This window comes from Flavobacterium indicum GPTSA100-9 = DSM 17447, assembly GCF_000455605.1.
Classification (GTDB): domain Bacteria; phylum Bacteroidota; class Bacteroidia; order Flavobacteriales; family Flavobacteriaceae; genus Flavobacterium; species Flavobacterium indicum.
In genome coordinates, this window is sequence record NC_017025.1 from 1,450,950 (window position 1) to 1,467,075 (window position 16,126).

A 16,126-nucleotide genomic window follows, 5' to 3' on the forward strand; every position below is an offset into this window, starting at 1 on the left:
AATTTTAGAAGAAACGTGGTGTTGAAATTCGGTTGTTTTTAAATAATTCATATCTCAAAAATATTTCATGAGATCCCGAATTATATTTTGATAATTTGGTTGTTTCTAAATCATACCCATAACCCAAAAACCATGAGTTTGAAATTTGAAATCCTGCTAAAGCACTTACTGCTGAACCTAGTCGATAAGAACCGCCTAAAACAAATTTTTCATTAAACATAAAATTTGCATTAACATCTAATTGGAATGGTGCGCCATCCGTAATCTTTGAAATAAATGATGGTTTAAATTTAACGGACTCATTTAAATCAAAAACATAACCCGCAATGAAATAATAATGTATTGATTTTTTATTAATTGAAATTTCATTATCATTATAATATTTAGTTTTTACAAAGTTTGGAACAGATAATCCTGTATAAAATTTATCCGAATAATAATAAACACCAGTTCCTATATTCGGAGATAATTTTCCATTTAAACTTTGAAATTCTGGATCATTTGCTTGGTAGATATTCAATTTATTTACATCTAAACTATATAAATTAGCAGTTCCTTTTACACCAAATGAAAGTTTATAATCACCATTTAATGGGATGATGTATGCAATATCTGCCGAAATTCCGTTTTCTTGTGTGGGACCAATATTATCGTTAATAAATGATAAACCAAAACCTAATCTACTTTCTCCTACATTTGTATTTATAGAAGCAGTGTTTGTCACTGGAGCACCGTCTAATCCAACCCATTGATTTCTATGCAATACAAAGGCACTAAAAGTTTCTCTTGTACCAGCATAAGCAGGATTTATATTAATGGTGTTATACATATATTGTGTGAATTGTGAATCTTGCTGAGCAGTACTTACAAAACAATATAGACTGAATAATATAATTGTTAACTTTTTCATGGCTAGTATTTTAAATATAAATAACCTGTTTTTTCAAATGAGTTGTTCTGTGCGTCTTTATATTTCAAAATATAAAAATAAGTATCTCCTGGTAATCTAGCATCACCAACTGTTAATTTATTTTCAGAATATCCCTTAAATGCTATACTGCTATTGTTGTATCCAGAAGTGTCATAAACTAAAATACCCCATCTGTTGTATATTTCAACGGTATTATTAGGATAACATGTAATTCCATCAATTATGAAAACATCATTAAGACCATCTCCATTGGGTGATACTGCGTTATAGACATTAATTTCACAGTTTGCTAAAACTCCACAATCATCGACATGAATATACACTTCAAAAATCATAGGACAACTATCATCATCAACATTTACTATATATTTAATAGTATAGTATCCAAATACTAAACCTGAAGGATCAAATATACTTCCATTTAATGCACCGGATGTATTATCTTCAACCCATGTACCTGTTATTGGGACATTATCATTTAATAATGTAAATAAATCTATTGGTGTTTCATCCTGACATATAGTATAAGGAATTGCATCAAATGGTTGTTCAACAGTAACGTGTATTGTTTGTGTAAATGTAGCTTCATTTCCACAATTATCGGATACTATCCACTCTCTTATAATATTGTATTGATAAATTGAAATTATAGAGGTTGTTTCATTAAATGTTATAGTTCCAATTCCATAACAATTATCTATAAATTGTAAATTAGGAACTGTTGGAATGGCGTCACAATTTGCATTTATATCTGTTTGGATTTCTCCAACTAAAGTAGGAGGGGAAGTATCAAATACTGTTATTGTTTGTGTATATGTAGTTACATTTTGACAATCATCTGCAAATGTCCAAGTTCTATAAATTATATAATTTCCTGCGCAATTTGATTCTTCAGTGTTGATTACATCATTGACTGTTATAGAGATTTCATTGTCACAAGCATCAGATGATGTCATAGTAACCGGTTGTGGAATAGCATCACATGATACACTAATATTTTCAGGTAATGTCGATGTAATCACTGGCGCTGTAGTATCTTGAATAGTAAAAGTAGCGGTTGAAGTCGAACTATTTCCGCAATTGTCAGTTGCTGTAAAAGTAACAGTAGCCGAACCCGTAGCACCACACGTATCAGAAACGGAACTAAAGTTATTAGTCCAAGTCACTGAAGAACACGCATCGGTAGCTGAAGCACCACCGTTAGAAGCCAACCATGCATTCAAAGCAGTTGAGTTTCCATTACCATCACATTCTACGGTTTGATTAGCCGCTTGAATGGCAATTACCGGTGCAGTTGTATCTTGAATAGTGAATGTTGCAGTAGAAGAAGTACTGTTACCACATGAATCAGTCGCTGTAAAAGTTACAGTAGCCGAACCCGTAGCACCGCAAGTATCTGAAAGTGAACTAAAATTATTCGTCCATGTCACATTCGAACAAACATCAGAAGCTGAAGCACCACCGTTAGCTGCTAACCATGCATTCAAAGCTGTTGTATTGCCGTTACCATCACATTCCACAGTTTGGTTTGCCGCTTGAATGGCAATCACGGGTGCCGTAGTATCTTGAATGGTAAAAGTAGCGATTGAAGTCGAACTATTTCCACAAGTATCAGTCGCTGTAAAAGTAACAGTAGCCGAACCTGTAGCGCCACAAGTATCTGAAAGTGAAGTAAAGTTATTCGTCCAAGTCACATTCGAACACGCATCACTAGCTGAAGCACCACCGTTAGAGGCCAACCAGGCATTTAAGGCAGTTGTATTTCCATTACCATCACATTCTACGGTTTGATTAGCCGCTTGAATGGCAATTACCGGTGCAGTTGTATCTTGAATAGTGAATGTTGCAGTAGAAGAAGTACTGTTACCACATGAATCAGTCGCTGTAAAAGTTACAGTAGCCGAACCCGTAGCACCGCAAGTATCTGAAAGTGAAGTAAAGTTATTCGTCCAAGTCACTGAAGAACACGCATCACTAGCTGAAGCACCACCGTTAGAAGCCAACCATGCATTCAAAGTAGTTGAGTTTCCATTACCATCACATTCCACGGTTTGATTTGCAGCCTGAATCGCAATCACTGGTGCCGTTGTATCTTGAATAGTAAATGTTGCAGTAGAAGAAGTACTATTTCCACAAGTATCAGTCGCTGTAAAAGTAACGGTTGCCGAACCTGTTGCACCACACGTATCTGAAACCGAACTAAAGTTATTGGTCCAAGTCACATTCGAACACGCATCGGTAGCTGAAGCACCACCGTTAGAAGCTAACCACGCATTCAACGCAGCTGTATTGCCGTTACCATCACATTCTACAGTTTGGTTTGTAGCCTGAATAGCAATCACGGGTGCCGTTGTATCTTGAATCGTAAATGTTGCAGTAGAAGAAGTACTATTTCCACAATTATCAGTCGCTGTAAAAGTTACAGTAGCCGAACCCGTAGCACCGCAAGTATCTGAAAGTGAACTAAAATTATTCGTCCAAGTCACATTCGAACAAGTATCACTAGCCGAAGCACCACCGTTAGAAGCTAACCATGCATTCAAAGCAGTTGAGTTTCCATTACCATCACATTCCACGGTTTGATTTGCAGCCTGAATCGCAATTACTGGTGCCGTTGTATCTTGAATAGTAAATGTTGCAGTTGACGAAGAACTGTTTCCACAATTGTCAGTCGCTGTAAAAGTTACCGTTGCCGAACCCGTAGCACCACAAGTATCTGAAAGTGAAGTAAAGTTATTCGTCCAAGTCACATTCGAACACGCATCGGTAGCTGAAGCACCACCGTTGGAAGCCAACCACGCATTTAATGCAGCTGTATTGCCATTACCATCACATTCTACGGTTTGATTCGCCGCTTGAATGGCAATTACTGGTGCCGTTGTATCTTGAATCGTAAATGTTGCAGTTGACGAAGAACTGTTTCCACAAGTATCAGTCGCTGTAAAAGTTACAGTAGCCGAACCCGTAGCACCACACGTATCAGAAACGGAAGAGAAGTTATTCGTCCAAGTCACATTTGAACAGGCATCCGTAGCTGAAGCACCACCATTTGAAGCCAACCATGCATTCAACGCAGTTGTATTGCCGTTACCATCACATTCTACGGTTTGATTCGCTGCTTGAATGGCAATTACTGGTGCCGTTGTATCTTGAATAGTAAATGTTGCAGTTGAAGAAGTACTATTTCCACAATTGTCAGTTGCTGTAAAAGTAACGGTTGCCGAACCTGTTGCACCACACGTATCTGAAAGTGAAGTAAAGTTATTCGTCCAAGTCACATTCGAACACGCATCGGTAGCTGAAGCACCACCGTTAGAAGCCAACCAGGCATTCAAAGCAGTTGAGTTTCCATTACCATCACATTCCACGGTTTGGTTTGTAGCCTGAATAGCAATCACGGGTGCCGTAGTGTCTTGAATGGTAAAAGTAGCGGTTGACAAAAAACTGTTTCCACAATTATCAGTCGCTGTAAAAGTTACCGTTGCCGAACCCGTACCGCCACACGTATCTGAAAAGTGAAGTAAAGTTATTCTCCCAAGTCACATTTGAACACCCATCACTAGCTGAAGCACCCACCGTTAGAAGCCAACCAAGCATTTAAGGCAGTTGAGTTTCCATTACCATCACATTCCACAGTTTGATTTGCCGCTTGAATCGCAAATGACTGGCGCTGTAGTATCTTGAATAGTGAATGTTGCAGTAGAAGACGCACTGTTTCCGCAGTTATCAGTCGCTGTAAAAGTAACGGTTGCCGAACCCGTAGCACCACACGTATCCGAAAGTGAATTAAAGTTATTCGTCCAAGTCACTGAAGAACACGCATCACTAGCTGAAGCACCACCGTTAGAAGCCAACCATGCATTCAAAGCAGTTGAGTTTCCATTACCATCACATTCCACGGTTTGGTTTGCCGCTTGAATGGCAATCACTGGCGCCGTTGTATCTTGAATAGTAAATGTTGCAGTTGACGAAGAACTGTTTCCACAAGTATCAGTCGCTGTAAAAGTTACCGTTGCCGAACCCGTAGCGCCACACGTATCTGAAAGTGAACTAAAGTTATTTGTCCAAGTCACATTCGAACAAGCATCCGTAGCTGAAGCACCACCGTTAGAAGCCAACCATGCATTCAAAGCAGTTGAGTTTCCATTACCATCACATTCCACGGTTTGATTTGCCGCTTGAATGGCAATCACTGGCGCTGTAGTATCTTGAATCGTAAATGTAGCAGTAGTAGAAGTACTGTTTCCACAAGTATCAGTTGCTGTAAAAGTTACCGTTGCCGAACCCGTAGCACCACACGTATCTGAAAGTGAAGTAAAGTTATTCGTCCAAGTCACATTCGAACAAGCATCCGTAGCTGAAGCACCACCGTTAGAAGCCAACCATGCATTCAAAGCAGTTGAGTTTCCATTACCATCACATTCCACGGTTTGATTTGCCGCTTGAATGGCAATCACTGGCGCTGTAGTATCTTGAATCGTAAATGTAGCAGTAGTAGAAGTACTGTTTCCACAAGTATCAGTTGCTGTAAAAGTTACCGTTGCCGAACCCGTAGCACCACACGTATCTGAAAGTGAAGTAAAGTTATTCGTCCAAGTCACATTCGAACAAGCATCCGTAGCTGAAGCACCACCGTTAGAAGCCAACCATGCATTCAAAGCAGTTGAGTTTCCATTACCATCACATTCCACGGTTTGATTTGCCGCTTGAATGGCAATCACTGGCGCTGTAGTATCTTGAATCGTAAATGTAGCAGTAGTAGAAGTACTGTTTCCACAATTGTCAGTTGCTGTAAAAGTTACCGTTGCCGAACCCGTAGCACCACACGTATCTGAAAGTGAAGTAAAGTTATTCGTCCAAGTCACATTCGAACAAGCATCCGTAGCTGAAGCACCACCGTTAGAAGCCAACCATGCATTCAAAGCAGTTGAGTTTCCATTACCATCACATTCTACGGTTTGATTCGCCGCTTGAATGGCAATGACTGGCGCCGTTGTATCTTGAATAGTGAATGTAGCAGTAGAAGAAGTACTGTTTCCACAAGTATCAGTCGCTGTAAAAGTTACAGTAGCCGAACCCGTAGCACCGCAAGTATCTGAAAGTGAAGTAAAGTTATTCGTCCAAGTCACATTCGAACAAGCATCCGTAGCTGAAGCACCACCGTTAGAAGCCAACCATGCATTCAAAGCAGTTGAGTTTCCATTACCATCACATTCCACGGTTTGATTTGCCGCTTGAATGGCAATCACTGGCGCTGTAGTATCTTGAATCGTAAATGTAGCAGTAGTAGAAGTACTGTTTCCACAATTGTCAGTTGCTGTAAAAGTAACAGTAGCCGAACCCGTAGCACCACACGTATCTGAAACCGAACTAAAGTTATTGGTCCAAGTCACATTCGAACACGCATCGGTAGCTGAAGCTCCACCATTTGAAGCCAACCAAGCATTTAATGCAGTTGTATTACCATTACCATCACATTCTACGGTTTGATTCGCCGCTTGAATGGCAATTACTGGTGCCGTTGTATCTTGAATAGTAAAAGTAGCGGTTGAAGTCGAACTATTTCCACAATTGTCAGTTGCTGTAAAAGTAACAGTAGCCGAACCCGTAGCACCACACGTATCAGAAACGGAAGAGAAATTATTCGTCCAAGTCACATTCGAACAGGCATCGGTAGCTGAAGCACCACCGTTAGAAGCCAACCAAGCATTTAAAGCAGTGGTGTTTCCATTACCATCACATTCTACGGTTTGATTCGCCGCTTGAATCGCAATCACTGGTGCCGTTGTATCTTGAATCGTGAATGTTGCAGTAGAAGAAGTACTGTTTCCACAATTATCAGTCGCTGTAAAAGTAACAGTAGCCGAACCTGTTGCACCACACGTATCTGAAACCGAACTAAAGTTATTAGTCCAAGTCACATTCGAACAAGCATCCGTAGCTGAAGCACCACCGTTAGAAGCCAACCACGCATTTAATGCAGCTGTATTGCCGTTACCATCACATTCCACAGTTTGGTTTGCCGCTTGAATGGCAATCGCTGGTGCCGTTGTATCTTGAATGGTGAAGGTTTGCGTAACTTGTGTTGTATTATTACAAGCATCTTTTATAGTATAAACTCTTGAAACTATTATTGGACAAGTACCAGAAACGGAATCAATATACGTTATAGATGCAATTGAAGAAGTATCGTTTATTGAACCTCCGGCAGAAATAAATTGACTTTCTGATATTGTAATAAGAGATGATGAATAGGCTAAATTTCCATTTTCATCTATAGAATTAGTTGAACATCCTTCAATAATTTTATTACTTGGAGCTACTACTACAGGTGGCGTAACATCACCGCCATTGATTATAAACGTTTTAGTAGCTGTACAATTAAATTTATCAGTAACAGTTACTGTATAGGAACCATTAGCAAGATTAGATAAATCTTGGGATGTTGCACCATTACTCCATGAATAGGTGTAAGGAGGTGTACCACCTGAAACTGAAAGATCAATTGAGCCCGTATTTCCAGATGAACAAGGTGAAGAATTGACTAATCCTGTAATTTGAATTGGATCAGGAAGGGTTATCGTTTGAGTACTGGTACTAATTTGAGGCGGGCTACTTGAATCGGTAACTTGTAAAGTGACTGTATACGGTCCGCCTGGAAAGGGATAAGTATGAGAAGGGCTTTGTTGAGTAGAAGTTGTACCATCGCCAAAGTTCCACAAATAGGAATAAGGTTTCTTACCTCCATTTGTGTCATCGTCAAAGTTTACTGTTGTAGTACTACCCGTTGTACAATAAGTGTAATCGAATTGAACAGCTAAAGGAGCAGATACAATTAAACTATTGGGTAATTCACATTGCGATTTACTGAATGTATTACAAGTATAAGAGGAAAGTTCTGGGTCAGCAGTATTTCCATTAGTTTTCCAAACAATCAATATACGAGACAAAGACAATTCATATCCACAAGTCCAAGGAAAACCTGAGGGAAAACCTGGAATATTCAATAGCCTTAATCCAGATCCTGGGTTGACCACTCCTAAATAGCTATTAATTTGAAGTGTTTGAATTAAATTCCCATTTTGATCTTTTACTAATATATCAGCAAAAATTCTTGTTTGATGAATTGCACTATTTGAATTTGAAGTGTAATTCAACCATAAATATACATTTTGAATATTTGGAGGAGTACAAGGGGTAGTAATTGGAACTCCTGAAGAACTAGAAATACTCAAATAAACATTATCTAAGGTATAATTGTTAGAAGTACAATTGAAGTAGTCCAAATAATAATTTGGTGCACTTCCACAATTTCTTAAATCAGGTTTATCCGTCGTGAATTGGCCATAAGTAAAACTTATCCAAAAACATAAGGATAAAATTAAAGGGGTAATTTTGGTTTTCATGTACATTGTTTGTTAGATTTAACAATCCGTTAAAAAATATACCTGAAAATAAATGTGTTAGTTACTTAAATTTGGGGTAGAAATTTAATGTAAACATCATTTGGAGATTGAATAAAAATTAAACTGAACTTTTTTAGAAAAAGTAGCTTATAAATGGAGTATGATTGATTCGGGAGTTAAAATTAAGTAGTTAAATTTCTTTTTGAATAAAAAATCGTTCATCTGTAAGTTAAAATCTTCAAAGTGTAAATTATTGATGATTAAATAGTTAAAAATTATTAATAAATTTAGAAATCAAATTTTAACAGTTAATTACTTGAACTATGAAAAATTTATTTTTAATAAGACATGCAAAATCGAGTTGGGATTTTCCTTTAAGTGATATTGATAGACCAATTTCTCAAAGAGGAATTCAAGATGCTTTATTAGTATCAGTAGCGATGCAAAACATACTTCCAAAAAAGTTTATAGTTTGGAGTAGTATAGCAAGAAGAACTAAAGAAACCTCATATATTTTTGCTCAAAATTTAGTATTTCCAATAGAAAATATTATCTTTAGAGAGGATTTGTATACATTTGATTATAAAGATTTATTGCAATCAATTCAATCTTGTGAGGATAGAATTGATACTATTATTCTTTTTGGACATAATGATGCAATTACTAAATTTGTGAATAAATTTGGAAATAGAAATATTGATAATGTGCCTACATCTGGTGTTGTACAAATAGGTTTTCAGGAACAAAAATGGTCTGATATTAGTAAAGGTACTACATTACATATGCTCTTTCCAAAATCAATAAGAGCTGAAAATAAAAATGAATACATACATTGATAGAGAGAAAAGTTGGCTAACATTTAATGCCCGAGTATTACAAGAAGCAGCAGATCAATCAGTACCGTTATTAGATAGATTACGTTTTTTAGGTATTTTTTCTAACAATTTAGATGAATTTTTTCGTGTCAGATATGCTGCTATTAGAAGAATGAGTCATGAAGGTGTTGATACAAAAAACATTCTAGGTAATATTACTGCTGAGCAATTACTAAAAGATATAACTGAAATTGTAATTGAACAACAATCAGAAAGTTTACGAATCCTAAATGACATTGAAAAAAAATTAGAAAGAGAAGGAATATTTATAATAAATGAAAAACAAATTAATAAAGAACAGAAAACATTTATTAAAGAGTTTTTTCATCAAAAAGTAAGCCCTGCGTTAGTTACCATCATGTTAAATGACTTAAATGAATTTCCTCTAATAAAGGATACATCGGGTTATTTAGCAGTTAAATTGGTTATGAAGCCTACATCAAACAATATCATATCTAAATTTTTAACATCAAAAGAAATAAGATATGCAATTGTTGAAATTCCAAAAACAATTAATCGATTTGTAGTTTTACCTTCATCAAATGAAAAACAATACATTATACTTTTAGATGATGTAATTCGCTATAATCTGCACAGCATTTTTAATATTTTTGAATACGAAAGTATCTCTGCACATATGATTAAAATTACTAGAGATGCACAATTAGAATTTGATAGTGATTTAAGTAAAAGTTTTATCGAAAAAATTTCATATAGTGTCAAAGAAAGAAGGGTAGGAGAACCGGTTCGTTTTGTTTATGATCAATCTATTGACAAGGATACCTTAGAGTTCTTTTTAACACGAATGAAAATTGATAGTACTGATTCTATAATTCCAGGAGGAAGGTATCATAATCGACGAGATTATATGGATTTCCCAAATCTCGGCAGGTATGATTTACTGCAGAAACAAAATGTTCCGTTAACAATTCCGGGACTAAGTTTAGAAGGAAGTATGTTAAAAAGTATCAGTGAAAAAGATTATCTTTTGCATACTCCATACCAATCTTTTTCCTATGTCATTCGATTTTTAAGAGAGGCAGCACTTGACCCACATGTTCAATCTATTAGTATCACTTTATATCGATTAGCTAGTAATTCACAAATTGTGAGCTCCTTGATTAATGCCGCAAAAAATGGTAAAAAAGTTATTGTTCAAATTGAATTACAAGCCCGATTTGACGAAGCAAGTAACATTTCTTATGCTCAGCAAATGCAAGAAGAAGGCATACATTTGATTTTTGGAGTAAAAGGATTGAAAGTTCATAGTAAACTATGTGTAGTTGAAAGAGTTGAAAATGATGTCGTTAAGAGGTACGGTTTTATTTCAACTGGAAATTTTAATGAAAATTCGGCCCGAATTTATACTGATGTTACTTTGTTTACAAGTGATAATCGAATATTAAAAGATGCTTCAAAAGTTTTTGATTTCTTTGAAGTAAATTACAGGGTTCATCGATACAAACATTTAATAGTTTCTCCGCATTATACTAGAAGTAGATTTATGAAATTAATTGATAGAGAAATTAAAAATGCTGAAGAAGGTAGGGAAGCTTATATTAAACTGAAAATGAATAGTTTATCAGATTATAAAATGATTGATAAATTATATGAAGCAAGTAAAGCCGGTGTAAAAATACAATTGGTGATTCGAGGAATTTGTTGTTTAATTCCTGGTGTTGTAGGTTTAAGTGAAAATATAGAAGCAATAAGTATTGTAGATCATTATTTAGAACATTCACGAATTTATATCTTCTGTAACGATTCAAATCCAGAGGTCTTTATTTCTTCGGCTGATTTTATGACTAGAAATATAGATGCAAGGGTAGAAGTAAGCTGTCCAATTTATGATGAAGAAATTAAAAAGAATTTAATTGATTCATTTGAAATTAATTGGAAAGCAAATGTAAAAGCCAGATTTCATTCTCAAAATTTTGAAAATAAATATAGAAAAAGAGGAGAGGAAAAAATGTTTAGAGCGCAACAAGAAATGTATAAATACTATCAAAATAAAATTGAAGTTATTTCAGAAATTATATAAATTTTCATGATTCAAATTAAAAAATATGCAGCAATTGATATTGGTTCTAATGCCATGCGATTGCTCATAACAAATATTGTAGAACAAAAAGATAAAGAAGCTCAATTTAATAAAAGTGCTTTGATAAGAGTACCTATTCGCTTAGGACAAGATGCCTTTACAGTGGGTGAAATTTCGGAAGAAAACATTGAAAGAATGGTCGATGCTATGAAAGCTTTTAAACTATTAATGAAAGTTTACAAAGTTGAAAAATATATGGCATGTGCTACTTCTGCTATGCGAGAAGCCTACAACGGTAAAGAAGTTGTAGAAATTATTAAGAAAAAAGCAGATATAAAAATTGATATTATCGATGGGAAGAAAGAAGCTGCCATTATCGCATCATCCGATTTGCATCAATTTATTAAAACAAATGAGAATTATCTTTATGTAGATGTAGGTGGTGGAAGCACAGAATTTTCTCTTTTCTCAAATGGTAAAATGGTTGTTTCCAAATCTTTTAAAAATGGAACCGTTCGTTTGTTAAATAATATGGTAAATGATATTGTTTGGCAAGAAATTGAGAAATGGATAAAATTAAATACAGAAGGAATTGAAAATATTATATTAATTGGTTCCGGAGGAAATATCAATAAAACGTTTAAATTATCAGGTAAAGCACAAGAGAAGCCACTTTCTTACAAATACTTAAAAAGTCAGTTTGACTATTTAAACGCACTTACCTACGAGCAACGAATAGCTGAATTAGGTTTAAATACCGATCGTGCAGATGTTATTATTCCAGCACTTACAATTTATCTTAGAGCTATGAGATGGAGTGGTGCTAAAAATATTTACGTTCCTAAGATTGGTTTGTCAGATGGTATTGTCAAAGCAATGTATTATAATACAATTTAAATAAAATTAAAAAGGAGTTCAATTTGAATTCCTTTCTTATATTCCAAAACACGGTAGGTATTTAATAAAAAAACTATCGGGTTGAGAAGTCTCTTTATTTATCTCTGATTTTAATTCTGGGTTTAATATGAAATTTTCTTCACCAGTTATGGTTACAATTCTAACCAAATATACTTTTTCTGTTTTGAGGAATTCAAAATTTTCTTTCGTAAAATTGAAGTATCCGTTTAAAACTCTAATATTGTTTTTAGTTTCAGGATCATAATTCAATGTAGTACAATTTTCTTGATCAATCGCATTGATAAGTTTAACTTCTTTACCGTTTGACAATTGTAAAAATATTTTAGTATTTTTATCAATGCAGGTTGGAGTTAAAAAACTACTGCTTTTTTGTATGAACTGTATATTTAAACCTAAAACACCATCTATATTGTACAATTTAAAACTTAAGAAACGTGTTGTTGAACCAAAAACTGATTCATATACAAATTTTTCAGGTAATACTTTGGTATAAGTAGAATCTGTTTCTTCGTTAATTTCAAATTCACAATCCTTATTTTGTGCAAATGAAAAACTTGATATAAATAAGAATAAAAAAAATATCTTTTTCATTTTTTAAAGTTTTGTGCAAATTAAAACAATTTTTTCTTCATTTCTATTAGTTGTAAAAAAGGAATAAATAGAACCACCATCTAAAATTTTATATTTCTTTCTGATTTCTTCAACAGTCAAAGGAAAATTTCGTATTGTAATATTCATTTTTTTACCTTGTAGGTGTTTTTTAATTTCTGCTTTTTGGAAAGGTAAAATTTCTTCAATTTTAAATCTTCTACCAGGGAATTCTACTAATTCGTTACTTGTAAATAAGTGCGAATGTTGTTGTAATTTTTCCAAATGCAATTGGTTGCATAAATCATCGACACATCCTGATTTTAAAATAGCTGCATTTGGTTCATAAATATATTTTTTAGGTAACGAAAATTGAGCTTCATTAGTTTTTCCTATTTCAAATGTTTGAATATCTGTTTTTTCTTTTTGAATATTTACAGCTTTTATCTCTATTGAGGCTGCATAATTTTTATCAAGTACCCAAAGGAGTTCTTTTACTTCATTTTCTAATGCTATTATGTGTATGGATTTAATATGCGATAATTCATTGATACCGGCCGAAATGTCAAGAATAGGAGCTGTTTTAATAAGAATGTGATTTGTCTTAGTAAAGTAAAATTCTAAGTTTTCAGGTACATTAGGCAAACAATCTTTTAATAAAAAAACTTTTCCTTTACTGTTGCTTCTCCTACTTGGATCAATATATATGTAATCATAAAACGTATTGTTTTCGTTTAAAAAATCAGTACTATTTTTGGATACGCATAAAATGTTTGTAATATTTAAACGTTTAAAATTATAATCTACAATTTTGGATAGTTCTTCATTTAGTTCACAATGTGTAACTTGATGGAATGATTTTGAAAAATAATAGCAATCTACTCCAAATCCTCCTGTTAAATCAATAATAGAAGTACCTGTAATTAAATCAGATTTATATTTTGCGGTTTGTTCAGAAGACGTTTGTTCAATAGAAATACTTTGAGGATAATAGATGTTTTCACAATTGAACCAAGTTGGTAATTTATTTTTAGATTTATTTTTTGAAACAATTTGATTTATTATTTCTTTCCATTCTACATTTGGAAATGGATTTTTTGACAAGGCAAGTTTCGCTATATTAGTATCTAAAGAAACAGTAATAAACTCCTGAATTTCTTGTGACAATATTTCTTTATTCATTATAAACTTCTAGTTAGAATATGTATCAACTTATTCTTTGGAAAAAATTCTTTAAGAACAACTTTAATTGAAGTATAAAGTGGAATTGCTATTATCATACCTGTTATTCCCATTAATATTCCAGCAATTGAAATAACAATAAAAATTTCTAACGGATGTGAATTGGTACTTTTTGAAGCAATCATAGGCTGACTAATATTGTTATCAATAACTTGAACAATTATGTATCCAATTAAAACATACAATGTAGTTGGTACAATTACAGTATTAAAATCTTGATTAATAGTGCTTAACATGGTTAAAAAAGCCGTCATTATTGAAGCAATAATTGGACCAACATAAGGAACAATATTTAGTATAGCTCCAAGAAATGCAATAATAAATGCGTTTTCAACTTTAAAAATTAATAAAACAATTAAATAAAGTACAAATACAATGAATAATTGTACTACTAAACCAATTGCATATTTAGCCAACATATTTTTTATTTTTAAAAGCGATGCTAAAATGCGCCATTTTTGTTTGGCAGGTAAAATGAACTTTAAATTTTTAGTTACAAGATCTTGGTCTTTCATAAAAAAGAAGGCAATAAAAAAAGTAGAAAATAAAGCCATTCCAAAATTACCAATAGATCCAATAATTGAATTAACAATATCAGTAATGAAATTTAAATTTAATGATTCAGATATTTTTTGAATATCAATGTACTTATTGTAATCAATATTGTGAGACAATAACCAATTATCAATATTGATAATGAATAGCGAATAATTTTTTTCAAGTGAATTGACATCTAGTAAAGATAATTTCTTGCTTTGAGTTAAAATTAAAGGGATAAATAGCATTAAAATTCCAACTGAAAGTAGTACAAAAAATGTTAAAGATGTTGTAATGGCTAATAATGGCTTAAAACGTAAGCGTTTTTGTAAAAAATCGGCAATAGGTTGTGCTACAAAGCTGAGTAACAAAGCACAAATAACATAAATTATTATGGCTGAAATTGAATATATCAAATACAATCCAAGTGCTATACCAATAAGAATAAAAATAGTTCTTAATATGGCATTTGATATTTCGGTACTTCTCATAAATAATTTTATTTCAAACTTACAAAAAAAGGAATAAAAAAACCCGATTAATTAGCTAATCGGGTTAAAATATTTTTTTTAAAAATCTTATCTAAATGATGCTCTTGATCCTCCTACTTGGAAAATAGCTAACATTCTTGATTTTTGACCGTTAGAGAACATGTACATTCCTCTGTCATCTGTATAGTCCATATAGTTCATATACATTTCAAGTGGAGTACCAGTACAAGTACTTCTGTGACCTACAGCAGGAACACCGTAGTTTGCAGCATTGTGAACTGGTGTATCAGAAACTAAGTCAGATCCACAAGTTGCATCTCCCCAAATGTGACGTAAATTCATCCAGTGTCCAACTTCATGTGTAGCTGTTCTTCCTAAGTTAAATGGATACGTTGCAGTACCTGTTGTTCCAAAATATTTCGAATCGATAACCACACCGTCAGTAGCCGAAGATCCACCTGGGAATTGAGCATATCCTAAAATACCACCTCCAATTGTACAAACCCAAAGGTTTAATTTAGTAGTTGGAGAAGTAGGATTTAAACCTCCTTGAGTAGACTTTTTCATGGCATCATTTGTACCCCATGAAGTTTTAGTTGTTGATTTTCTATACACTGCATCTAAAACAAAACGAATTCCAACATTTGCTCTTACACTTGAATAAGGGTTGTTAGCAGTGTTATAATCAGAGTTTTGAGCATTAAAGTCTTTATTTAATACATCAATTTGAGATTGAATTTGAGCTTGAGAAATATTTTCCGCAGTAGTTCTGTATAATACATTTACAACTACTGGAATTTCTAAAACTCCATTTACAATTCTTCCAGTTTCAATAGCTGCAGCCGTCTTAGCAGTGTGAACTTCAATGTCGTTCATTCTTTGTGCTAAAGTTGGATCAGCTTTTAGTTGCTCTTCTAAATGTTCATGTGAATAACAACCTCTGTGTCCAGCTAATGAAGCTGTTTGATTAGAACTTTCATTAACTGAAGTTGAATCCTCTTTGTTACAAGAAATCAACAAACTTGCAACAGCAAGTGTCATTAATAATTTTTTCATTTAAATAAATTGTTTGGTTAATAGTAAAGCAATATTACTAT

General features: G+C 33.7%; 10 protein-coding genes. 3 read left to right on the plus strand and 7 right to left on the minus strand.

The genetic code is table 11. The features are described from left to right. Positions 1 to 4: 4 nt before the first annotated feature. The 3 genes from KQS_RS06535 to KQS_RS14670 all read right to left on the minus strand — a co-directional run bounded on the left by KQS_RS06535 (position 5) and on the right by KQS_RS14670 (position 8,337). Positions 5 to 910, minus strand: a complete 906-nt coding sequence (locus KQS_RS06535) for a PorP/SprF family type IX secretion system membrane protein (RefSeq protein WP_014388401.1) — start codon at positions 908 to 910, stop codon at positions 5 to 7. A gap of 2 nt (positions 911 to 912) precedes the next feature. Further along, a complete protein-coding gene (locus tag KQS_RS06540; RefSeq protein WP_014388402.1) occupies positions 913 to 4,371 on the minus strand; it encodes a gliding motility-associated C-terminal domain-containing protein in 3,459 nt (1,152 codons plus the stop codon). Between the two features lie 183 nt (positions 4,372 to 4,554). After that, positions 4,555 to 8,337: a PKD domain-containing protein gene (locus KQS_RS14670; protein ID WP_014388403.1), complete on the minus strand. Its 3,783-nt coding sequence runs from the start codon at positions 8,335 to 8,337 to the stop codon at positions 4,555 to 4,557. Positions 8,338 to 8,660: 323 nt separating this feature from the next. On the opposite strand from KQS_RS14670, the gene KQS_RS06550 reads away from it, so the two are divergent. The 3 genes from KQS_RS06550 to KQS_RS06560 are packed head-to-tail and all read left to right on the plus strand — an operon-like array spanning position 8,661 to position 12,150. Beyond that, entirely contained in the window at positions 8,661 to 9,173 is a 513-nt protein-coding gene (locus tag KQS_RS06550) for a SixA phosphatase family protein (RefSeq protein ID WP_014388404.1), read from the plus strand. Next, on the plus strand, positions 9,157 to 11,253 hold the full coding sequence (gene ppk1 / locus KQS_RS06555) for a polyphosphate kinase 1 (RefSeq protein WP_014388405.1): 2,097 nt from the start codon (positions 9,157 to 9,159) through the stop codon (positions 11,251 to 11,253). The genes KQS_RS06550 and ppk1 overlap by 17 nt, the downstream gene beginning before the upstream one ends. Before the next feature lie 6 nt (positions 11,254 to 11,259). Beyond that, positions 11,260 to 12,150, plus strand: a complete 891-nt coding sequence (locus tag KQS_RS06560) for a Ppx/GppA phosphatase family protein (protein ID WP_014388406.1) — start codon at positions 11,260 to 11,262, stop codon at positions 12,148 to 12,150. 36 nt (positions 12,151 to 12,186) lie between these two features. On the opposite strand, the gene KQS_RS06565 is transcribed toward KQS_RS06560, so the two are convergent. The 4 genes from KQS_RS06565 to KQS_RS06580 form a co-directional block, all read right to left on the minus strand. Beyond that, the gene (locus KQS_RS06565; RefSeq protein WP_014388407.1) at positions 12,187 to 12,762 is read right to left on the minus strand and encodes a hypothetical protein; all 576 of its coding nucleotides are present in this window, start codon (positions 12,760 to 12,762) and stop codon (positions 12,187 to 12,189) included. A gap of 3 nt (positions 12,763 to 12,765) precedes the next feature. After that, entirely contained in the window at positions 12,766 to 13,941 is a 1,176-nt protein-coding gene (locus KQS_RS06570) for a THUMP-like domain-containing protein (RefSeq protein ID WP_014388408.1), read from the minus strand. Further along, positions 13,941 to 15,029 (minus strand): AI-2E family transporter, encoded by a 1,089-nt coding sequence (locus KQS_RS06575; RefSeq protein WP_014388409.1) that lies wholly within the window; start codon positions 15,027 to 15,029, stop codon positions 13,941 to 13,943. Before KQS_RS06575 ends, KQS_RS06570 begins: the two co-directional genes overlap by 1 nt. A gap of 87 nt (positions 15,030 to 15,116) precedes the next feature. Next, entirely contained in the window at positions 15,117 to 16,085 is a 969-nt protein-coding gene (locus KQS_RS06580) for a zinc metalloprotease (RefSeq protein WP_014388410.1), read from the minus strand. Positions 16,086 to 16,126 lie beyond the last annotated feature (41 nt).